15 protein-coding genes and 1 riboswitch are annotated in these 20,862 nt (G+C 62.2%); of the genes, 9 read left to right on the forward strand and 6 right to left on the reverse strand.

The genetic code is table 11. The features are described 5' to 3' along the window. The first annotated feature begins 151 nt into the window (after positions 1–151). Positions 152–1,759, forward strand: coding sequence for a methyl-accepting chemotaxis protein (locus tag J1777_RS03815; RefSeq protein WP_207574510.1), 1,608 nt, complete (start codon positions 152–154; stop codon positions 1,757–1,759). A gap of 84 nt (positions 1,760–1,843) precedes the next feature. Here the strand turns inward: J1777_RS03815 and thiC are convergent, their stop codons facing one another. The 3 genes from thiC to J1777_RS03830 form a co-directional block, all read right to left on the reverse strand. After that, entirely contained in the window at positions 1,844–3,724 is a 1,881-nt protein-coding gene (gene thiC, locus J1777_RS03820; protein ID WP_207574511.1) for a phosphomethylpyrimidine synthase ThiC, read from the reverse strand. A gap of 108 nt (positions 3,725–3,832) precedes the next feature. Next, positions 3,833–3,970: riboswitch (TPP riboswitch) on the reverse strand. 122 nt (positions 3,971–4,092) lie between these two features. Continuing rightward, the gene (locus J1777_RS03825) at positions 4,093–5,739 is read right to left on the reverse strand and encodes an acyl-CoA synthetase (RefSeq protein ID WP_207574512.1); all 1,647 of its coding nucleotides are present in this window, start codon (positions 5,737–5,739) and stop codon (positions 4,093–4,095) included. A 65-nt stretch (positions 5,740–5,804) separates the two neighbouring features. Next, positions 5,805–6,017 carry a hypothetical protein gene (locus J1777_RS03830; protein WP_207574513.1) on the reverse strand — a complete coding sequence of 71 codons (213 nt, stop codon included), beginning with the start codon at positions 6,015–6,017 and terminating at the stop codon, positions 5,805–5,807. Between J1777_RS03830 and J1777_RS03835 the strand changes: the two genes are divergently transcribed. After that, the gene (locus J1777_RS03835) at positions 6,016–7,029 is read left to right on the forward strand and encodes a cytochrome-c peroxidase (RefSeq protein ID WP_207574514.1); all 1,014 of its coding nucleotides are present in this window, start codon (positions 6,016–6,018) and stop codon (positions 7,027–7,029) included. The two genes, J1777_RS03830 and J1777_RS03835, sit on opposite strands and share 2 nt — an antisense overlap. Positions 7,030–7,368: 339 nt before the next feature. Beyond that, on the forward strand, positions 7,369–8,610 hold the full coding sequence (locus tag J1777_RS03840) for a cyclic di-GMP phosphodiesterase (protein WP_207574515.1): 1,242 nt from the start codon (positions 7,369–7,371) through the stop codon (positions 8,608–8,610). 49 nt (positions 8,611–8,659) lie between these two features. Here the strand turns inward: J1777_RS03840 and J1777_RS03845 are convergent, their stop codons facing one another. Further along, entirely contained in the window at positions 8,660–10,375 is a 1,716-nt protein-coding gene (locus J1777_RS03845) for a sensor histidine kinase (protein WP_207574516.1), read from the reverse strand. 175 nt (positions 10,376–10,550) lie between these two features. Beyond that, positions 10,551–11,174: a protein phosphatase CheZ gene (locus tag J1777_RS03850; protein WP_207574517.1), complete on the reverse strand. Its 624-nt coding sequence runs from the start codon at positions 11,172–11,174 to the stop codon at positions 10,551–10,553. 158 nt (positions 11,175–11,332) lie between these two features. On the opposite strand from J1777_RS03850, the gene J1777_RS03855 reads away from it, so the two are divergent. The 4 genes from J1777_RS03855 (at position 11,333) to J1777_RS03870 (ending at position 15,986) form a co-directional block, all read left to right on the forward strand. After that, complete coding sequence (locus J1777_RS03855) at positions 11,333–11,947, forward strand: response regulator (protein ID WP_207574518.1); 615 nt, start codon at positions 11,333–11,335, stop codon at positions 11,945–11,947. Next, complete coding sequence (locus J1777_RS03860; RefSeq protein ID WP_207574519.1) at positions 11,944–12,681, forward strand: Hpt domain-containing response regulator; 738 nt, start codon at positions 11,944–11,946, stop codon at positions 12,679–12,681. The genes J1777_RS03855 and J1777_RS03860 overlap by 4 nt, the downstream gene beginning before the upstream one ends. A 511-nt stretch (positions 12,682–13,192) precedes the next feature. Beyond that, entirely contained in the window at positions 13,193–14,833 is a 1,641-nt protein-coding gene (locus tag J1777_RS14445; protein ID WP_278253460.1) for a methyl-accepting chemotaxis protein, read from the forward strand. 43 nt (positions 14,834–14,876) lie between these two features. Continuing rightward, positions 14,877–15,986 (forward strand): GGDEF domain-containing protein, encoded by a 1,110-nt coding sequence (locus tag J1777_RS03870; protein ID WP_207574520.1) that lies wholly within the window; start codon positions 14,877–14,879, stop codon positions 15,984–15,986. Positions 15,987–16,140: 154 nt separating this feature from the next. On the opposite strand, the gene ppc is transcribed toward J1777_RS03870, so the two are convergent. Then, positions 16,141–18,966 carry a phosphoenolpyruvate carboxylase gene (gene ppc / locus J1777_RS03875; protein ID WP_207574521.1) on the reverse strand — a complete coding sequence of 942 codons (2,826 nt, stop codon included), beginning with the start codon at positions 18,964–18,966 and terminating at the stop codon, positions 16,141–16,143. 86 nt (positions 18,967–19,052) lie between these two features. Here ppc and hemC point away from each other — a divergent pair, with 86 nt between their 5' ends. Together hemC and J1777_RS03885 are read left to right on the forward strand one after the other, a co-directional pair. Further along, positions 19,053–19,985, forward strand: coding sequence for a hydroxymethylbilane synthase (gene hemC / locus J1777_RS03880; protein ID WP_207574531.1), 933 nt, complete (start codon positions 19,053–19,055; stop codon positions 19,983–19,985). Between the two features lie 6 nt (positions 19,986–19,991). After that, a complete protein-coding gene (locus tag J1777_RS03885; RefSeq protein WP_207574522.1) occupies positions 19,992–20,816 on the forward strand; it encodes a uroporphyrinogen-III synthase in 825 nt (274 codons plus the stop codon). The last annotated feature ends 46 nt before the right edge of the window (positions 20,817–20,862 follow it).

Genomic DNA, 20,862 nt, shown 5'->3' on the forward strand with positions numbered 1-20,862 from the left:
GATGCTGTTCTCGCTGGCAGTACGGGGGCACCCAGCGAGCGCACGGTGTCCACCAGCTTAGGGTGGATACCGCCACATTTCAACGTTTTGTCACAATCGTGTCGCACAGTCGGCCACAGACCAATCGGGTCTGTTGCTTGGTTTGCTGCACATGGCTTTTGCACCCTCTTTTTCCACCTCCGCCCCCACCATCGGCCCACTGGGTCGGCGTTTGCTGGGCCTGTTCTTTATCTTGCTGACGCTGGGGCTGGCGGGCGCGTCCATGGGCTTGTGGGCGCTGGCGCGGATTGGCCAGGCCACGGATGGCATCGTCGTACACAGCCTGGCCATTGAGCGCCTGCTCAGCGACACCCAGCGCCTGCAGGCCCTGAACGCTGAGCGTTACAAGGCCGTCGCCCTCAGTTCCGAGCCCGAGGTGGGCGACACCCTGGGTGCCGACATTGCCGCCACCGAACAGCAGTACAACACCCATTTGGCACAGCTGGAGCAACTGTTGCAAAGCAAAGCCCAGCAGGCCCTGCTGGCCCAAGTCCACCAACAGACGCTGGCGTTTGACACCGCACGCCAGGCCCTGCTGCAAGCGCGGGACTTTGGCCTGACCGAGCGCATCCGCGATGTTTACACCCAGCAATTTCTGCCCGCCACACAGGCCCAGCAGGCCGCCCTGGCCGCCCTGGGCCAGGCGCAGCGCCAGGCCATTGATGCCGATGCCCAGCAGGTTGCGCAATGGAGCACGCGGGCCCGCCAGGCGCTGCTGCTGTTTGGCAGCCTGGCCCTGGTGCTGGGCCTGCTGCTGGTGCTGTGGCTGGTGCGCAGCATCACGCGCCCGATTGCGCTGGCACGCGACACCGCCGACCGTGTTGCCGCGCTGGATCTGCGCCACGATATTGCTGGCCACGGGCGCGACGAAACGGGCCACATGCTCGCCGCCCTGGGCACCATGCAGGAGGCCCTGCGCCGCCTGGCCCACCAGGTGCGCACCAGCGTGCAAAGTTTGCACCACGCCTCGGGCGACATCGCCAGTGGCAATGCCGACCTGTGCCTGCGCACCGACCAAGCCGCCAGCAGTCTGCAGCAAACCGCCGCTGCGCTAGAGCAGGTGCAGCAAGCCGTACACCACTCCGTGCGCACCGCTGAACACACCGAAACCCAGGCCGCCCAGGCCGCCGCCCAGGCACAGCAGGGCCAGCAGGTGGTGGCCCAGGTGAGCCAAAGCATGGTCACGCTGGAGCGCACTGCGGCCCGCATTGGCACCATCACCGGGGTGATTGATGACTTGGCTTTTCAGACCAATCTGCTGGCACTGAACGCGGCCATCGAAGCCGCCCGCGCCGGCGAGCGCGGACGCGGCTTTGCCGTCGTGGCCGGCGAGGTGCGCCAGCTGGCCCAGCGCTCAGCGGCTGCAGCCCACGAAATCAAAACCCTGATCGGCCAAGCCCAGCAGCAAATTGCCCACAGCGGTACCCTGGCCCAGGCCGCCGATGCCCGCATGGCGCAGGTGGCCGCCGCCATCGCCCACACGGCGCACGCCATGCTGGACATTCGCACCCACAGCCAGGCGCAGCGCAATGACATCGCCGCCATTGGCCAGGCGCTGGACCAGCTTGACCAGGTCACCCAGCAAAACGCCGCCCTGGTCGAGCAATCGGTCAGTGCCACGGCGCAGCTGCGCACCCAGGCCGACGAATTGACGGCCTTGGTCAGCCGCTTCATCCTGCCCGAGAGCATGCCAGGCACACTGCTAGCGCTACAACAATAAGAACTGCTTGCGCTTAAAAACAAAGGGGTTGAGAGGAAAAAGCCTCTCAACCCCTTATTTATTCAGCGCAAAGCGCTTTGATTTTTATGATTTTGCCGGGTGAATGGGAATGTAAAACTCCCCGCCCGCGCGGTTGAACTCGTCGGCCTTGGCGGCCATGCCCTCGGCCAGGGCCGCCTCTTCGGCCACGCCCTTGGCAGCGGCAAATTCGCGCACCTCTTGCGTGATCTTCATCGAGCAGAACTTGGGCCCGCACATGGAGCAGAAATGCGCCACCTTGGCCGAGTCTTTGGGCAGGGTTTCGTCGTGGTATTCCTTGGCCGTTTCGGGGTCCAGGCCCAGGTTGAACTGGTCTTGCCAGCGGAAGTCGAAACGCGCCTGGGAGAGCGCATCGTCGCGCGCGCGGGCGCCCGGATGGCCCTTGGCCACATCGGCGGCGTGGGCGGCGATCTTGTAGGCGATGATGCCCTGCTTCACGTCGTCGCGGTCGGGCAGGCCCAGGTGCTCCTTGGGCGTGACGTAACACAGCATGGCCGTGCCCATCCAGCCGATCATGGCCGCGCCAATGGCGCTGGCAATGTGGTCGTAGCCGGGCGCGATGTCGATGGTCAGCGGGCCCAGGGTGTAGAACGGCGCTTCGTGGCAGGTTTTGAGCTGCTCGGTCATGTTGGCCTGGATCATGTGCATGGGCACGTGGCCGGGGCCTTCAATCATGGTTTGCACGTCGTGCTTCCAGGCGATTTGCGTCAGTTCGCCCAGGGTGTGCAGCTCGGCAAACTGGGCTTCGTCATTCGCGTCGCTGGCGCAGCCGGGCCGCAGGCCATCGCCCAGGCTGAAAGCCACGTCGTAGCTCTTCATGATGTCGCAGATGTCCTCGAAATGCGTGTAGAGGAAGCTCTCCTTGTGGTGCGCCATGCACCACTTGGCCATGATGGAGCCACCGCGCGAGACGATGCCGGTGCGGCGCTGCGCCGTGAGGTGGATATAAGCCAGGCGCACGCCGGCGTGGATGGTGAAGTAGTCCACGCCCTGCTCGGCCTGCTCGATCAGCGTATCGCGGAAGATTTCCCAGGTCAGGTCTTCGGCCACGCCGCCCACCTTTTCCAGCGCCTGGTAGATCGGCACGGTGCCAATCGGCACGGGGCTGTTGCGCACAATCCAGTCGCGCGTGGTGTGGATGTTTTTGCCGGTGGACAAATCCATCACGTTGTCGGCCCCCCAGCGGATGGCCCAGACCAGCTTTTCCACTTCTTCTTCAATGCTGGAGGTGACGGCCGAGTTGCCGATGTTGGCGTTGATCTTCACCAGGAAGTTGCGGCCAATCGCCATGGGCTCCACCTCGGGGTGGTTGATGTTGGCGGGAATGATGGCGCGGCCCCGGGCCACTTCGTCGCGCACAAATTCGGGGGTGATGATTTTCGGAATCATCGCGCCCATGGGGTTGCCCATCAGGCGCTGCTCGCGGGCCGGGTCTTGCTGGTACTGCGCCATCCATTCGCGCTTGCCGTTTTCGCGCAGGGCCACGTATTCCATCTCGGGGGTGATGATGCCCTTCTTGGCGTAGTGCATCTGCGTGACATTGGCCCCGGCCTTGGCGCGGCGCGGCTGGCGCTGCAGGGCCGCCGCTTCCTGGCGCAACTGGGCCAGGCGGGCGGCATCTTCGCTTTGGCGGCCATCGTCCAGCGCCACGGGCTTGCGGCCCTCGTACTGCTCGGTGTCGCCACGCTCGGCAATCCAGGCGGCGCGCACGCTTTGCAGCCCTTTTTTCACGTCGATGGTGGCGGCGGGGTCGGTGTAGGGGCCGGAGGTGTCATACACGCTCACCACTTCGCCATTGGTCAGCGCAATATCGCGCACCGGCACGCGCAGATCAGAGCGGCTGCCGGTGATGTAGGACTTGGTGGAGGCGGGAAACGACTCGCGCGTGCGGGCGAGCAGTTGGACAAAGGTATCGGGGGCATTCATTGCGGCAGTCTCCTTGGGGAATCACACAAAACAGGACATGCTCCGCAATCGATTGGGGCTGGCAGCACGCACCCGCCGCATGGGCGGCAAGGCGCAGGTTTCCATCCATTTCCCAATGGCAGCTCTTCTTACGCTGGTATTAACCAGATCAAGTTCGCGGTTTCGGTGGCTGGGGCCACCATCTCAGCACGCCTGGGAAGTTCAGCTGCAACGCCCTTCTTCCCTCGTGCACCCCGGAGCAAGCGGGCAGTATAGCGGCCCCGCCTGCCCATTGCATTTACCGCAGCAAAAGGTAATTTTTAATAAAAATAGCTGCTAACGACCATCTGGCAATCGTTAGCAGCTATTGTTTTTTAGTAACTCAGCGCTTAAACCGCAATGGCCGCAGCCGCTCCGACCTGCTTGCGCAGCTCGAACTTCTGAATTTTGCCGGTGCTGGTCTTGGGCAGTTCGCCAAACACAATGTGGCGCGGCACTTTAAAGCCGGCCAGGTGCTGTTTGCAGTGGGCGATGATGTCCTCTTGCGTCACATGCACCCCGGCTTTGACTTCCAGGAAGGCGCACGGCGTTTCGCCCCACTTCTCGTCGGGCATGGCCACCACGGCGGCGGCGATCACGGCAGGGTGGCGGTAGAGCACATCTTCCACCTCGATGGAGGAGATGTTCTCGCCACCGGAGATGATGATGTCCTTGCTGCGGTCTTTGATCTTGATGTAGCCATCCGGGTACTGCACGGCCAGGTCGCCGCTGTGGAACCAGCCGCCCCGGAAGGCTTCCTCGGTGGCCGCCGGGTTCTTCAGATAGCCCTTCATGGTGATGTTGCCGCGGAACATGATCTCGCCCATGGTCTCGCCATCCTGGGGCACGGGCTGCATGGTTTGGGGATCGAGCACCCGCACGTCACGCTGCAAGTGGTAGCGCACGCCCTGGCGGGCATTCAGGCGGGCACGCTCGCCGATGTCCAGCGCGTTCCAGTCATCGTGTTTGGCGCACACCGAGGCGGGGCCATACACCTCGGTCAGGCCATACACGTGGGTCAGGTCAAAGCCCATTTCCTCCATGCCTTCGATCATCGAGGCCGGTGGCGCCGCACCAGCGACCATGGCCTTGACCCCGGCGGGGATACCCGCTTTGAGTTCGGCCGGGGCATTGATGAGCAGCGATTGCACGATGGGCGCTGCGCAGTAGTGGGTAACCCCATGCTCGCGCATGGCATCGAAAATGGCCTTGGCCTCCACCCGGCGCAGGCACACGTTCACGCCTGCACGGGCTGCCACCGTCCAGGGGAAGCACCAGCCGTTGCAGTGGAACATGGGCAGTGTCCACAAATACACGCTGTGCTTGGGCATGTCCCACTCCAGCACGTTGCTGATGGCGTTAATGGCCGCGCCCCGGTGGTGGTACACCACCCCCTTGGGGTTGCCGGTGGTGCCGCTGGTGTAGTTCAGGGCAATGGCATCCCACTCATCTGCCGGCTCTTCCCAGGCAAATGCCGGATCGCCCTGGGCCACAAATTGCTCGTAGCTGACACTGCCCACCTGCGTGGCAGCTTCGCCATACAAGGCATCTTCAACCTGAATCACCAGCAAGGGCTCGGTGCGCTGGCGCAGCTGGAGCGCCTTGGCAATCAGCGGGGCAAATTCGGGATCAACAATCAGCGCCTTGGCTTCGCCATGGTCCAGCATGAAGGCGACGACCTCGGGGTCCAGGCGGGTGTTCAGGGCATTGAGCACGGCCCCGGCCATGGGCACGCCAAAGTGCGCCTCAATCATTGGTGGTGTGTTGGGCAAGATAACGGCGACCGTGTCATTTTTGCCAATGCCGGCCTGCTGCAAGGCATGGGCCAACTGGCGGCAGCGGGCATAAGTCTGCGCCCAGGTCTGGCGCAAAGCACCGTGCACGATGGCCAGACGCTCGGGGTAAATGCTGGCCGAGCGCTCTAAAAACCCCAAAGGACTCAACGCGGCGAAGTTGGCGGCATTGCGCTGCAGGTTTTGGTCGAAGTGGCTTGTCATCCTCTATTCCTTCAAATGGTGGGTTAAATAATTGATTTACTGAAAAAATTTCAAAAACACTGTGGCTAAAAAGTTTTAGCAAAACAATGCTGGAGTAATTCGGTCAGAAATGACCATATAAATGAAATGGTTTCTACTAAACTTAATTCTAGGGTAAACGATAGGGCTGTGCGACATAAAACCGCCAGATCTGCATTTGCCCTTGCACTGCGGCACCCAACCGCTGTTTTTCCCCATTCATTTGCATGCATTTGCATTAATAAGGTGAGCTTGACCATGAAAACCACTTTCCGCCCGCTTGTTCTGGCCGCAGCTCTGACCGCTGTCATCAGCACCCCCACTTGGGCCTTGCAGCCCAATAACGAACCCATCTCGCCCATTCCTGCTGCCAAAGTCACCAACCCGGCGATGGTCGAACTGGGCAAAAAACTGTGGTTTGATCCGCGCCTGTCCAAGTCGGGCTTTATCTCGTGCAACTCCTGCCACAACCTGTCCATGGGTGGCAGCGACAACCTGAAAACCTCCATCGGCCACAACTGGGCGGAAGGCCCGATCAACTCGCCCACCGTGCTCAACTCCAGCATGAACGTGGCCCAGTTCTGGGATGGCCGCGCTGCCAACCTCAAAGAACAGGCCGGCGGCCCCATCGCCAACCCGATGGAAATGGCCTTCACCCACGAGCTGGCTGTGGACATGCTCAACTCCATCCCCGGCTACCAGGCCGAGTTCAAACAGGTGTTCAAGAAAGACACCATCAACATCGACCAGGTGACCGATGCCCTGGCCGCCTTTGAAGAAACCCTGGTCACCCCCAACTCGCGCTTTGATAAATGGCTCAAGGGCGACCAAAAAGCCCTGACCAAAAATGAGCTGGATGGCTACAAACTGTTCCGTGACAACGGCTGCGTGGCCTGCCACAACGGTGTGGCAGTGGGCGGTAACTCCTTCCAGCGCATGGGCTTGGTCGAACCCTACAAAACCGACAACCCCGCCGAAGGCCGCGTGGCCGTGACGGGTGCCGATGCCGACCGCTTCAACTTCAAAGTGCCCACCCTGCGCAACGTGGAGCTGACCTACCCCTACTTCCACGACGGCGCAGCCGACACCCTGGCTGAGGCCGTGGACACCATGGGCCGCATCCAGCTGGGCAAAAAATTCACGCCTGAAGAAAACGCCAAGATCGTCGCCTTCCTGAAAACCCTGACCGGAGAGCAGCCCCAGCTGACCATGCCCATCCTGCCGCCTTCGAGCGACAAGACTCCCCGTCCTGAGCCTTTCGCCAAGAAATAACCTCCTAGTATGTAAGAAACTGGGCACCGCAGACCACTGCGGTGCTTTTTTTATGAGCTCTTTTCACTGATAAATAAAAGGAATAAAGGTTAAATAAGCCAAAATTCCTTACTTTCATTGTGAAAACAGCTCCTTTTTTTATACTAACTGGCCAGGCACCGACGATGCCCTGCCATCCTCCCCGTAGTGCGCAGCACTGCGGCAAATGGCGTTAATGCTGCTGATGCTGGTGTGGAAGCCATTTCTTAAAAAACTAAAAATGATATTTTTGATAAAATACAAAGACTGATTTTGAGCCCGTTTTCGGCTAGTGCAGTCCATTACTTAGATCGTTTTTTGATGCTGAAACATATCGTTCCCTCTCAACTGCGCCTGGGCATGTATATCCACGCGCTGGATGGTTCGTGGCTGAGCCACGGTTTTTGGAAAAGTAGCTTCAAGCTGAAAACAACCGCCGATCTGCAGCGCCTGCAGGCCAGCGGCATTGCGGGCCTGTGGATCGACCTGGCACGGGGCCTGGACGTGCAGCCCGCCGCCGCCCCTGCCCAGCCCATCGCCACACCTGCCGCGCCGCCCGCCCCGGTGGACGCGCCGAGCCTGTGGCAGGAACAAATCGAACAGGCCCGCCAGCAGTGCAAGCAGGCGCAATCGGCGGTGACGCAAATGTTCCACGAGGCACGCATGGGCCACGCCATCGAGCCGGAGCAGGCCGAGGCACTGGCCGAGCAGATCCAGCAATCGGTCGAGCGCCATCCCGCTGCGCTGCTCAGCGTCGTGCGCCTGAAAAACGCCGACACCTATACCTATATGCATTCGGTCGCGGTCAGCGCCTTGATGGTGGCGCTGGCACGCCAGCTCGGCCTCTCGACCCATCAGGTCAAGCGGGCGGCGCTGGCCGGGCTGCTGCACGACATGGGCAAGGTCTACACCAACCCGGACATTCTGAACAAGCCCGGCGCCTTGACGGACGAGGAATTCGCTCACATGAAACTGCACCCGGGGCAAGGCCACGCCCTGCTGCAACAAAGCATTACCGATGCCGAGGTACTCGATGCCTGCCTGCACCACCACGAACACCTGGACGGCAAGGGCTACCCGCATGGTCTGCGCGGCGCCGAAATCCACCTGATGGCCCGCATGACGGCCATCTGCGATGTGTACGACGCCATCACGTCCAACCGCCCCTACAAGAGCGGCTGGTCGCCCGCCATTGCGCTGCAGCGCATGGCGCAATGGTGCGGCACGCACCTGGACACGCATATTTTTTCTGCGTTCGTCAAGACGCTGGGCGTGTACCCGGTCGGCAGCCTGCTGCGCCTGCAGTCCGGCCGCCTGGCCCTGGTTTTTGCCCTGTCAGAGAACAAGCTGCTCACGCCCCAGGTGGTCTGCTTTTACGACACCTACGAGGCGCGGCGCATCGACCCACCCGTACTGCTGGATTTGAGTGCCACCCCAAACGAGCACATCCTGCTGCGCGAAGATCCGGAGAACTGGAACTTCAGCGATCTCGACGACCTGTGGCAGGATGCCATCACTGCCACCACGCCCACTTGTATTCCTACCTCCGCCCTGGCTGTGTAAGCGCCTGTTCACGATCTTTTAAAGGATCGTGAACAGGTTCGTTCCAAAGTCAGCCCTGTCTCAGCGGTAGCTCCAGCGTCACCACCGTGCCTACGCCGGGGGCCGATTGCAGCGTCAGGCTACCGCCCAACAATTGCGCCAGGGTTCGCGACAGAGCCAACCCTAATCCAGTGCCACCGTGTTCATAGCTCACTCGGGCGCTGCCCTGGCTGAATTTTTCAAACACCTTTTCATGCAACTCGGGAGCAATTCCGCAGCCGGTATCGCGCACCTGCAAATACCAAGTCTGGCCGCCGCAGCTGCAGCCGACCTGTAGCGTCACACTGCCTTCTCGGGTGAACTTGATGGCGTTGGAGAGCAGGTTGTGCACGATCTGCTTGAGCTTGACCCGATCGGTCAGCACGGTGCCCGGGAAAACCGCACCGCTGTCGAACACCAGTGCCAGCCCCTTGGCCGCTGCGCTGGCGTAGAACAAGTGCGTGGCTTCGACCAGGAGCGGGCGCAATTCCACCGGCTCCAGGTAGGCAGTCATGGCTCCGGCCTCGATCTTGGCCAGATCGAGAATTTCGGTCAGCAGTGTATTCAGGTGCTCGGCCCCCTGGCGGATCAGGGCGGCCTGTTCGCGGGTGCGCTCCTCCTTGCTGCGCAGCTCCAGCAGCTCGGCAAACCCGCGGATGCTGGTCAGCGGCGTACGCAGCTCGTGCGACATGGCGGTCAGGAATTCGGTTTTCGCCTGGCTGGCCTGCTGCGCCAGAGCTTCGCTGTGCGCCAACCGCCGCACGCTACCCAGAAATACGATCACGAAAGCCACCACCGCAATCGAGAGCGCCAGCGTCAGCCCCAACACGATGTTGCGCGTGGCACGCCACGCAGCCAGCGCCTCGTACTGGGCTGTTCCAGTGAGGACGACCAGCGGATAGTCGCCCACGCGGCTGAAGCCCATGATGCGCTCCAGCCCATCAGAGGAGCGGGCCACAAGCCCCCCTTCAGGCTGCGTGCGCAACTGCTGCACCAACGGGTCGGGCAGCAGCTTGTCCGTGTCCTTACGCTGCTGGTTGATGACCCGTGCCCGGATCACGCCATCCAGCCCGGCCAGCACCACCCCACCGGCATGGCCCAGTTGTACACCCCGGTACACCTCCATGAAATAGTTCTGGTTGAGCGAGGCGACCACCACCCCTAGAGGACGGCCATCGGGTGCGGTGATCTTGCGGGAGAGCTGAATCGTCCAGATTCCAGAGACTTTACCCTCCAGCGGCTGGCTAACGAACAGCCCCTGGGTGAGCATGTGCTGCAAGTGTGGCACCTGCGCTGCCGGTAGCAGGTGGACGCGTACGTGATCGCGCTCGCTCAGGTCGATATGCTCGCTGCGGCTGCCATCCGGGTCGAGATTGCTGCTAACCAAGCGACCGTCCGGCCCGACCCAGGAGAGCTGAGTGAGGATGTTGTGCTCCATGCCGGTTTCCCTGGTGATGCGCTCGATCGCTGAGCCGTCCAGCCAGCCGTCGCGCACGCCCTCCTGCATTCGCAGCATGGACTGATCGGCGGTAGCGATGATGCGCAGCGTGTGTTCCTTGAACGCCTGCGCCGTGTTGCGGTTCTGGCGCAGCTCGGCGGCAATAGTCTCCCTCCACTGCCAGTGCAGCAGCCCGCCGATAGTGATCCACGCCCCCAGCAGCACCACGGCGCTGAACGAGCTGGCGGCACCGGCATACGCCTGGACCGGACTCAGACGCCACCAGCGCCACGGTAAACGTCGGTTCATGGCGCAGTGCTCTTTTGTAGCAGGGGCAGGCTGGAACCGGATTTCATGGTGCATCCGTTTCGGCAAGGCCGATGACAGTGACCTTGAAGCGTCATACGGATTAGCTTGCCAATATCTGCGTGGTCTTCCACGACCAGAATCCGTTTGGCGGTGTTGGTTGTGTTGAAAGCCATGCTCAAAACCCCAGAGAGGCGAGCAAATCATCCACATCGTTCTGCTTGAGCGCCTTCTCCGGCACCTGCGGACCCGCCAGTTCGGTCTTGGGGTGCGCAATGGCAGCCAGGCGTTCGGGAGCGCTGTGCATGAGCAACTCTAGCAACTGCTTTTCCGTTTCGCTGATGATGTCGATCACCTTCTTGATGACCTGGCCGGACAGGTCCTGGAAGTCCTGCGTCATCATGATCTCGGTCAGCAGCAGGCTTTGGTTCTCGGCAAACTGGGTTGCTGCATGGCCAAAGGCGCTGCCCTGGGCCAGCAAGGCGGCAGCATTGCCGCCCGCATTCAGGGACTGCACCAACGCCTGTGCCTGCGCGGCAAAATCCTGGCTACGCGCCTTGAATGCGTGGCAATCTGGCTGGCCCCCATCGATCAGGTTGAGCACCTTGGTCGCCGCCGCTTCCGTCATATGCCCGACGTGGCTGAGGCGATCGCGGGCATCCGGAAATTCCTGGGTGATGGCATGTAGGCTTTTATCCAGGCCAAGCTGGGTCATGGCCTCGTGCAAATGGCGTGTGATACGACCCAGACGCTCAAATGTATCTTCCGTAGGCTGCGCCGTCGAAAGAGGTGAAGAGGACATAGCAATCCTTTTGCTGCACTCGACCAAAGTCAAATTACTTATTTACAACCCATGCAATCGCACGAGCAACCATACACAATCAGTAAACACTCGTAACATTCTACCAAATTTATTACTTCTATCAAATAATCGAAGTACAAATGCTAAAATTTTCCACTATGAAGCATCTCACTGTGCCCCCTCTTCCTGAACACTGCAGCACGCGCGAAGTGGCGCAAGCGCTGGGGCTGGCAGTGCGTTCGGTGCAACTCATGGTGGATCGTGGAGAACTGCAAGCATGGAAAACCCCGGGGGGCCACCGCCGGATAGCCCGAACTTCGGTACAGCAATGGCTAACCACACTAGGCAGCAAGGCAGAGCTGTCGGCAGAAGTTGCGCCAGCCCCATCGCTGCCCCAGCGACCCCAGGTGCTGCTGATTGAAGACTCGGCCCACTTCCAGAACCTTGTGCGGCTGGTGCTGGAACACGATTTCCCCCAGGTTGATTTGCATGTAGCTGACGACGGCATCATCGGCCTGGCCATGGCCGGGCAACTGCAGCCCGACCTGTTGCTGGTGGACATCCTGCTGCCGGGCATTGACGGTGCCACCCTGATCGCCCGCCTGCGCAGCCACCCGCAGTTCCAGCACAGCCGCCTCATTGTCGTCACCTCGCTGGACGAGGTGCAACGTGCGCCCTACGCCTTTGCCTTGGCCGATCTACCCGTGGTGCACAAACCCCGCTTGGTGCAAGAGCTGCCCCTGCGGCTGAAACAAGCCCTGACTCTGGCATGACCACCCGCCGGTCTTCACCACCGTGCGTACTGCTGCTGGAGGACGACCCCTCCATCCAGCGCTTCGTGCAACTGGCCCTGGAGGAACTGCCCCTGCAACTGCATTGCTGCGCCAGCGTGGCCCAGGCCCGCGACCTCTTGCGCACACTGCCGGTGCAACTGCTGCTGTCCGACCTGCACCTGCCCGACGGATCGGGGCTGGCCCTGTGCCAGGAATTACAGGCCACCGCCAGCCGTCCTGCGCCGCTGATCGTGGTGTTCAGCGGCGGTATCGATACCTTGCTGGAGCAGCAATTGCGGCGCAGCGGTGTCTGGCAGGTACTGCACAAACCGGTGCCCCTGGGGCAATTGGTGCAGTGCGTGGAGCAGGCCCTGGCCGGGCCGCTGTCCAGCAGCCCACCGGACAGCCACACGGCGGCAGCCACCGACCCGGTTCACGCTTTTTTCAACGGCAACCAGGCACTGTTTGCCGCCTACCGTGCGACATGCCTGCAACAATTCCCACGCGACCTGATGGCTGGCGACCAAGCGGCCCACCAAGGTGATTGCACCGCACTGCGCCATCTGGGGCACAGCCTGAAATCGGTGCTGTCCATGCTGGGCCATCCCCTGCCCGCACAATTGGCCCGCACTCTGGAGGAGCAGGCCGGTGCCGGTTCACCGGAGACAACCCTGCATATCTGGCAGGGCTTGCGTGGGCATCTGGAAGCGCTGCAGACTTCGGGAAATACCTGAATTATTCATAAAAAAATAATTTATAAATAACACTAATTTTCTCAGGTTTAGTCAATTTATTTGATATAATTGATAAAAATATAAATACTACCCTGCAATGAGACAGCCCACAGCGCTAAAGGGTTGTTCTCCGCGTCTCACCTCCCAGGCTTCTCTTTCTAGGCCAACCCAGCATCCGGATTCAGGCCGCGCGTGGCTTTCCCCTCCCGTCATTCCGACGCCTCTTCCCGTCATTCCCGCGCAGGCGGGAATCCAGCAGCAGCCTCACCGCCATCACTACCGTGCCCATGACCGCCGCAGTCACTGGACACCCGCCTGCGCAGGTGTGACCAGGAAGGGGGAAAGCCGTTGTGGCCGAGATGAGCGCGGCTGTAGCGGGAAATCAACACACTTTTCAGAAAACAACTGGCTTTGCGCCAGCCTTGCCGCCCCCTGGCCGTCTGTACGCCAGGACTGGCCGCGCCCGCCTTTGGCCTTTGCACTGGCATTTACTTTTCTCTGGAGCTGAAAGATGAAACGCTGGCTGAATCACATTTCCATCCGGGCCAAGCTCGGCATCCTGACCCTGGTCGGTCTTGGCGGCCTGTTGCTGATTGCCATGTTTTTCGTGTACGAACAATACGAGCAAAGCTTTGCGCAGCGGCAGGCTCAGGTGCGCCATGCGGTGGAAACCGCCAGCGGCGTGCTGGCCTGGGCCGAGCAGCAGGAGGCCAACGGCACCTGGTCGCGTGCCGAGGCCCAGGCGATGGGATCAGCAGCCATTGCCAAGATGCGCTACGGGCATGGCGAATACTTCTGGATCAACGACCTGGAAGGCACCACGGTCATGCACCCCATCCGGCCAGAGCTGCAAGGCCAGGGCGGCGATGCCGTGCGCGACGCCAACGGCGTGCTGGTCATGATGGAGGCCGCCCGGATCGGGCGCAGCACCAGCGGCCAGGGGTTCTTCAACTATGTCTGGGCCAAGCCCGGCGAGACCGAGCCGGTCGGCAAGATTTCCTACGTGCAAAAGTTCGCCCCCTGGGGCTGGGTCGTTGCCTCCGGGCTGTACGTGGATGATTTGCACAGTGATTTCCTGGCCAATGTCGCAAAGGTGGCCCTGGGACTGGGCCTGATGCTGCTGCTGATGGGGTGGATCGCCTACTCCATTTCGACGTCGATCGTGCGGGGAGTGCAGCGTGCCGTCCAGGTGATCGACGTGATGGCAAACGGCGATTTGTCGCGCCCCATCCACGTCAAGGGCCGGGATGAAATCAGCGTTCTGCTGAAAACGCTGGGGCACATGCAGACCCAGTTGGCCTCCGTGGTGCTGTCGGTACGCCAGGGCAGCGAATCGGTGGCCAGCGCCAGTGGGCAGATTGCCCAGGGCAACCAGGATCTGTCGGCCCGCACCGAAAGCCAGGCCAGCAGCCTGGAGGAGACTGCCGCCTCGATGGAGGAACTGGGCAGCACCGTCCGCCACAACGCCGACAACGCCCGCCAGGCCAACCAGTTGGCCCAGGGCGCCAGCAGCATCGCTGCCCAGGGCGGCGTGGTGGTGGAGCAGGTGGTGAAGACCATCCGCAGCATTCATGAAGACAGCAACAAGATGGCTGACATCATCGGCGTGATCGACGGCATTGCCTTCCAGACCAACATCCTGGCGCTGAACGCCGCCGTGGAGGCCGCCCGCGCCGGCGAACAGGGCCGGGGCTTTGCCGTGGTGGCCAGCGAAGTGCGTGCCCTGGCCCAGCGCAGCGCTGCTGCCGCCAAGGAAATCAAGGCGCTGATCGACACCAGCATGGGCCGCGTACAGGCAGGTACGGCGCAGGCCGACAAGGCAGGCCAAACCATGCAAGAAGTGGTGCAATCCATTGAGCGTGTGCGCGACCTGATGGGCGAAATCAGCGCCGCCAGCCAGGAGCAAAGCGAGGGCGTGAGCCAGATCGGCGAAGCCGTGACCAACATGGATCAAGTCACCCAGCAAAACGCCGCCTTGGTGGAGGAAATGGCCGCCGCTGCCGCCAGCCTGAACAGCCAGGCCCACGACCTGGTCAGCGCCGTCGCCGTGTTCCAGTTAGCGACATCCACCATAAGCAGCACCACCCGACCCACGGCAGCGCCTGCTGCTGCACTGCCAGCACCCCAGGGCGGTGCCTGGCAACGTTTCTGACGTTTTCGGCCTGCACCACACCCCATTGCTGCTGCACCGCACCATGACGCTCCATCCCCTCCCCCTCCTGTTCCTGGGCGCGTTGGTCACGGCAATGCTGGCTTTGTGCATGTTCGTCGTGGCCGAACGCCACCGCGCCGATGGCCTGTTCGATTGGGCCTGGGCCATGGCAGCGCTGGGGCTGGCGGCGGCCTCTTGGGCCGTGCCCTCGCAAACCCCGCTCTGGCTGACAGTGGCCATGCCCAACGTCCTGCTGGCCAGTGCCTTTGCGTTCACCCTGCAAGGGCTGTTGCGCTTTCAGGGCGAGCGGCTGCTCCCAATCCAGATCTGGGGGCCGGTGCTGCTGGCCCTGGCGTTGAACGCTGCCCTGCTGCACACCCCGCAACTGCGCCGCTGGGGCATGGCGGCAGTGGTGCTGGTGCAATGGCTGTATTTCTTCGGGCTGCTGCGCCGGCACTGGACAGGCATCCCTGGCCGCAGCAAGTATTTGTTCGCATCGGGCACCACCTTGCTGATGGCCGGGCTGGGTGCCGGGCCGCTGGCACTGGAGCATATGGATCCGGGGATACAGGCCCTGACGCTGTACCCGTTCTGCATGGCCGTGGTGATCCACGGCATGGGCAGTGTGCTGATGAGCAAGGAGCGCTCCGATACCCGCAACCGCCAGCTGGCGTATACCGACGAACTCACCGGCCTGCACAATCGCCGTGCGATGGAGCAGCACCTGGTGCAGCAGATCGCCCAGGCCAGGCGGGCCGGTCAGGCGTTCTCGCTCTTGCTGCTGGACATCGACCATTTCAAGCGGGTGAACGACCAGCACGGCCATCTGCAAGGCGACAAGGTGCTGTGCGCAGTGGCCCGGGTACTGCAGGACAGCCTGCGCAGCCAGGACATTGCCGGACGCTGGGGCGGGGAAGAATTCCTGGTGCTGCTGCCCAACACGGCCAGCACTCCAGCCCTGGTGCTGGCCGAGCGGCTGCGTGCCAACGTGGCCAGCGCGTGCCACGTGACCGTCAGCATCGGCCTGCACACCATGCACGGTCTTACGAATGAGAGCGCCGATGCCATGCTCGACACCGCTGACCGTGCCCTCTACGCTGCCAAGCATCGGGGACGCAACTGTGTTGGAACCAGCCTGCACGCTCCAGCCTGAGATCCTGTTCACGGCCCAAAATGCAATACGCTCATAAAAAAAGAGCTGTTAGCGCTTTAATTTCAATATTTTTAAGGTACTTCAACCATAAAAACGTTGATAAAAAAGCGGAAGCAGCTCTCTTTAATAAAGATTTAAGCGTTTTACCGTCGCATCACCCCGTATTGCGCAGCCCGGCGGCGATGCCGTTGATGCTGATGTGGATGCCGTTTTTCAGCCGGTCATCGTTTTGGCCGGCGCGCCAGCGGCGCACCAGCTCGACTTGCAGCAGGTGCAGCGGGTCGATGTAGGGGAAACGGTGGCGGATGGAGCGGGCCAGGGCCGGGTTGCTGGCCAGGCGGTCGCTTTCGCCCGTCACCAGGGCCAGCATATCGACGGTGCGCTGCCATTCGGCGCTGATGGCATCGAAGATGCGCGTGCGCAGCGCGGTATCGGCCACCAGTTCGCTGTAGCACGAGGCCAGGGCCAGGTCGCTCTTGGCCAGCACCATGTCCATGTTGGACAGCAAGGTGCTAAAGAACGGCCACTGGCGGTACATGGTTTGCAGCAGCTGCAGCTGCCCTTCGCGCGTGCTGCCGGGCTGCTCTAGAAAGGCCTGCACGGCCGAGCCAAAGCCCAGCCAGCCCGGCAGCGTCAAGCGGCACTGGCCCCAGCTGAAGCCCCAGGGAATGGCGCGCAAATCTTCAATCGCCTGCGTGGCTTTGCGCGAGGCGGGGCGCGAGCCGATGTTCAGCTCGGCAATCTCGCGGATCGGTGTGGCGGTAAAAAAGTACTCGGCAAAGCCGGGGGTTTCATAAACCAGCTGGCGGTAGGCAGCCATGCTGGCATCCGACAGTTGCTGCGCGGCGGCCAAAAATTCGGGCGTGGCCGGTTTGGTGGGCTGCAGCAAGGTGGCTTCGAGCATGGCGACGGCCAGCGTCTCCAGGTTGCGTCGGCCGATATCGGGGTTGGCGTATTTGGAGGCGATGACCTCGCCCTGCTCGGTCAGGCGAATCTGGCCGCGCACGGTGCCCGGCGGCTGCGCCAAGATGGCCTGGTAGCTGGGGCCGCCGCCCCGGCCGACGGTGCCGCCGCGCCCGTGGAACATGCGCAGGCGCAGGCCGTAGTCGGCTTCGAGCTGGTCGAACACTTCGACCAGGGCCAGCTCGGCGCGGTACAGCTCCCAGTTGCTGGTGAAGATGCCGCCGTCTTTGTTGCTGTCGCTGTAGCCGAGCATGATGTCTTGCTCGCCGCCGCTGCGCTGCATGAGCTGGGCCACGCCAGGCACGGCGTAGTAGTCGCGCATGATGCTGGCGGCGGCGCGCAGGTCACCAATCGTCTCAAACAGCGGCACGACGATGAGCTGCGCCTGCGAGGTGCTGCTGTCGAGCGTGCCCTGCATCAGCCCCACTTCTTTTTGCAGCAGCAGCACTTCCAGCAGGTCGCTCACGGTTTCGGTGTGGCTGATGATGTAGTGCAGGATGGCTTCGCGCCCGTAGGTTTGCAGCATTTTGTGCGCCATTTCAAAAATGGCGATTTCGCTGGCGGTCAGCGGCGCGTACTGCGCCCCGACCACGCGCAGGGGCCGCGCATCGCACAGCAGGCGCTGCAGCAGGGCACAGCGCTGGGCCTCGTCCAGGCTGCTGTAGTTGTCTTCAATGCGGGCGGTGCGCAGCAGATCGGCCAGCACTTCTTCGTGCTTGTCTGAGCTTTGGCGCAAGTCCACCGTGGCCAGGTGAAAGCCAAACACCTGCACCGCGCGAATCAAGGGGCGCAGGCGGTGTACGGCCAGCGCTTCGCCGTTGTGGCGCGACAGTGAGGCATCGATGGTCTGCAAATCCTGCAAAAACTCGGCCGCGCTGCTGTAGGGGTTTTGCGCCACGACGGCATGGCGCATGGCTTCGCGCCCACCGGTCAATTGCGTCAAGGTGGCCGCCAATCGGGCGTACACAGCGGTTAAGGCGCGGCGGTAGGGCTCGTCCTGGCGGTGCGAGTTGGTGTCGGGCGAGGACAAGGCCAGCACCTGCATGGCGGGGGAGACCTTGACCAGCAGGCTGGACATGGACAGCTCGGCCCCCAGGGCATGCACCTCATTCAGGTAGTGGCGCAGCGCCACCTCGCTTTGGCGGCGCAGGGCCAGCTCCAGCGTGGGGGCGGTGACGTTGGGGTTGCCATCGCGGTCGCCGCCAATCCACTGCCCCATGCGCATAAAGCTGTGTACTGCTTGGCCCGGCAGGGCTTCTTCCAGGCTGGCGTAGAGCTTGGGCAGCTCGTGCAAAAAGGTGGTTTCGTAGTAGCTCAGTGCGTTTTCAATTTCGTCGGCCACCGTCAGCTTGGAGTGGCGCAGCAGGCGCGTTTGCCACAGCTGCTCGACGCGGGCGCGCAGCTGCGCCTCGTTGGCGGCCAACTGGCGCGGGGTGAGCGCATCTTTGTCCCCAGCGAACAGCTGGGCACGGGCAGAAATGTCGTCGCGCTCGGCCAGCAGGCGGGCAATGTCGCGCTCGGCCTGCAAAATGCTTTGGCGCTGCACCTCAGTGGGGTGGGCCGTGAGCACCGGGGCCACATACGCTTTGGCCAAGGTGTTGGCAATGGTGTCGGGGGTGATGCCCGCTTTTTGCAGGCGTGCAAAAGCCACGTCAATGCTGCCCTCTTGGGCGCTGCCTGCCCGCTCATAAATGGCGCGGCGGCGCAGGTGGTGGCGGTCTTCGGCCAAATTGGCCAAGTGACTGAAATAGGTGAAGGCGCGGATCACGCTGACCGTTTGCCCGGTGCTCAGGCTGGTGAGCAGGGCTTTTAATTGCCGATCGGCCTCGGGGTCGTGATCGCGGCGAAAACCCACAGAGAGCTGGCGCACCTGCTCGATCAAGGTAAACACTGGGGCACCTTCTTGTTCCCGAATGATGTCGCCCAAAATCCTGCCCAATAGGCGGATGTCTTCCTGCAAAGGCTTGTCTTTGTCTTGGGATGCTGACGTGCTCGCAGCGCTATGGATGGCTTGCATTGCTAGAAATACTCCAAAGTCCGGATGTTGCAGCGGCGCATGCTAGCATCCTCGGTTGCGTCTTCTGGCCTTTCTTAGTGAACAAAATGCACCCATCGCTGAAAAATACCCCGCTTGTCATTGCCACCCGTGAAAGCCGTTTGGCGCTGTGGCAGGCTGAACATGTCCAGGCCTTGCTGCGCCAACGAGGCCTGTCCGTTGAGCTGCTGGGTATGACGACCAAAGGCGATCAAATTCTGGATCGCACGCTCTCCAAAGTCGGGGGTAAAGGCCTGTTTGTCAAAGAGTTGGAAGTGGCCCTGGAAGAAGGCCGCGCCCACATCGCTGTGCACTCTTTAAAAGATGTGCCGATGGAACTGCCCGCAGGCTTTGCCCTGGCTTGCGTGATGGAGCGCGAAGACCCGCGCGATGCCTTTGTCTCGCCCCACTACGCCAGCCTGGCCCAATTGCCGCAGGGCGCGGTGGTGGGCACCTCCAGCCTGCGCCGCCAGGTTTTGCTGCACGCACTGCGCCCGGATTTAAAAATCGTCCCGCTGCGTGGCAACCTGGATACCCGCCTGCGCAAGCTCGACGAAGGCCAGTACGATGCCATTGTGCTGGCGGCAGCCGGCTTGAAGCGCCTGAAAATGGACGAGCGCATTCGCAGTATTTTTGCCCCCGAAGAAATGCTGCCCGCCGCTGGCCAGGGCGCGTTGGGCATTGAAATTCGCAGTGATCGGGAGGATTTGCGCTTAGCCCTGCAATCGCTGGTGGACATGCCCACCTGGCTGCGCGTCACGGCCGAGCGCGCCGTCAGCCGGGGCATGGGCGGCAGTTGCTCGGTGCCGCTGGCCGCGTACGCCACGCTGGAGGGCGACACGCTGTTTATTCGCGCCGCCTGGGGCGACCCCGACGGCCAACTCCCCCTGGTACGCGCCGAGCAACGCGCTGTTGTCACCACATTGGCACAGGCCGATGCTGTGGGGCTGGCCATTGCCCAGGCGCTGCAAGCGGCGGGTGCCCAAGTCCACCGCCACTGAATCGCCATGGCCGCTTTGCCACTGATCGTCACCCGGCCAGCACCCGATAACCAGCGCTGGGTGCATGCCCTGCGCAACCTGGGCCACCGGGCCGAAAGCTTGCCGCTGATGGACATTGGCCCCAGCCGCAGTCCCCAGGCTGCTACTGCTTTAAAAGCAGCACTGGCACGAATGGATGAGGTTGCGGGCGGTTATCGGGCCTTAATGTTTGTCAGCGTGAACGCAGTGCGCTATTTTTTTAGCCATCCCTTGGTGCTGGCTGCCGGCATTCACGCCCCCAGCATGGCCACCCGTTGCTGGTCACCCGGCCCTGGCACCAGCCAAGCCTTGCGTGAAGCGGGGGTGCCGCCCATACACATTGATGCCCCTGGCGCACAAGCGGCCCAGTTTGAATCGGAAACCCTGTGGGCTGTGGTTGCGCCCCAAGTGCAAGCGGGCGACCACGTGCTGATCGTGCGCGGGGCCGATGGGGGCGATACCACGGCCCCAGCCCAAGGCACAGGCCGCGCTTGGCTGGCGCAGCAGCTGCAAAACCAAGGCGCACACGCCATTTTTGCCCCGGTGTACGAGCGCCACGCCCCACGCCCCACCCCCGCTGTATATGCCCAGCTGCAGCGCTGGCAGCAGCAACCGGCCTGGTGGCTGTTTAGCAGCAGCGAATGCCTGGGGCATTTGGCCGATCTGGCCCCCCATTTGTCTTGGCAGGCGCACACCGCCCTGGCCACCCACCCCCGTATCGCCCAGCAGGCGCAGGCCCTGGGCTTTGGCCAGGTGCGCACGGTACGTCCCACACTGGACGATGTTCATCGCTTTATACAATCGCAGTCATGAGTACTGACGGCCCCTCCATCCCCTCCCGCGCTGTGCCGTTTGAAAC

This window comes from Comamonas denitrificans, assembly GCF_017368815.1.
GTDB lineage: Bacteria > Pseudomonadota > Gammaproteobacteria > Burkholderiales > Burkholderiaceae_C > Comamonas > Comamonas denitrificans.

What these genes read in the sequence shown, in the direction of transcription:
- J1777_RS03815 (WP_207574510.1), top strand. Translation starts at nt 152, where the DNA reads ATGGCTTTTGCACCCTCTTTTTCCACCTCCGCCCCCACCATCGGCCCA.
- thiC (WP_207574511.1), bottom strand. Translation starts at nt 3,724, where the DNA reads ATGAATGCCCCCGATACCTTTGTCCAACTGCTCGCCCGCACGCGCGAG.
- J1777_RS03825 (WP_207574512.1), bottom strand. Translation starts at nt 5,739, where the DNA reads ATGACAAGCCACTTCGACCAAAACCTGCAGCGCAATGCCGCCAACTTC.
- J1777_RS03835 (WP_207574514.1), top strand. Translation starts at nt 6,016, where the DNA reads ATGAAAACCACTTTCCGCCCGCTTGTTCTGGCCGCAGCTCTGACCGCT.
- J1777_RS03830 (WP_207574513.1), bottom strand. Translation starts at nt 6,017, where the DNA reads ATGGTCAAGCTCACCTTATTAATGCAAATGCATGCAAATGAATGGGGA.
- J1777_RS03840 (WP_207574515.1), top strand. Translation starts at nt 7,369, where the DNA reads ATGCTGAAACATATCGTTCCCTCTCAACTGCGCCTGGGCATGTATATC.
- J1777_RS03845 (WP_207574516.1), bottom strand. Translation starts at nt 10,375, where the DNA reads ATGAACCGACGTTTACCGTGGCGCTGGTGGCGTCTGAGTCCGGTCCAG.
- J1777_RS03850 (WP_207574517.1), bottom strand. Translation starts at nt 11,174, where the DNA reads ATGTCCTCTTCACCTCTTTCGACGGCGCAGCCTACGGAAGATACATTT.
- J1777_RS03855 (WP_207574518.1), top strand. Translation starts at nt 11,333, where the DNA reads ATGAAGCATCTCACTGTGCCCCCTCTTCCTGAACACTGCAGCACGCGC.
- J1777_RS03860 (WP_207574519.1), top strand. Translation starts at nt 11,944, where the DNA reads ATGACCACCCGCCGGTCTTCACCACCGTGCGTACTGCTGCTGGAGGAC.
- J1777_RS14445 (WP_278253460.1), top strand. Translation starts at nt 13,193, where the DNA reads ATGAAACGCTGGCTGAATCACATTTCCATCCGGGCCAAGCTCGGCATC.
- J1777_RS03870 (WP_207574520.1), top strand. Translation starts at nt 14,877, where the DNA reads ATGACGCTCCATCCCCTCCCCCTCCTGTTCCTGGGCGCGTTGGTCACG.
- ppc (WP_207574521.1), bottom strand. Translation starts at nt 18,966, where the DNA reads ATGCAAGCCATCCATAGCGCTGCGAGCACGTCAGCATCCCAAGACAAA.
- hemC (WP_207574531.1), top strand. Translation starts at nt 19,053, where the DNA reads ATGCACCCATCGCTGAAAAATACCCCGCTTGTCATTGCCACCCGTGAA.
- J1777_RS03885 (WP_207574522.1), top strand. Translation starts at nt 19,992, where the DNA reads ATGGCCGCTTTGCCACTGATCGTCACCCGGCCAGCACCCGATAACCAG.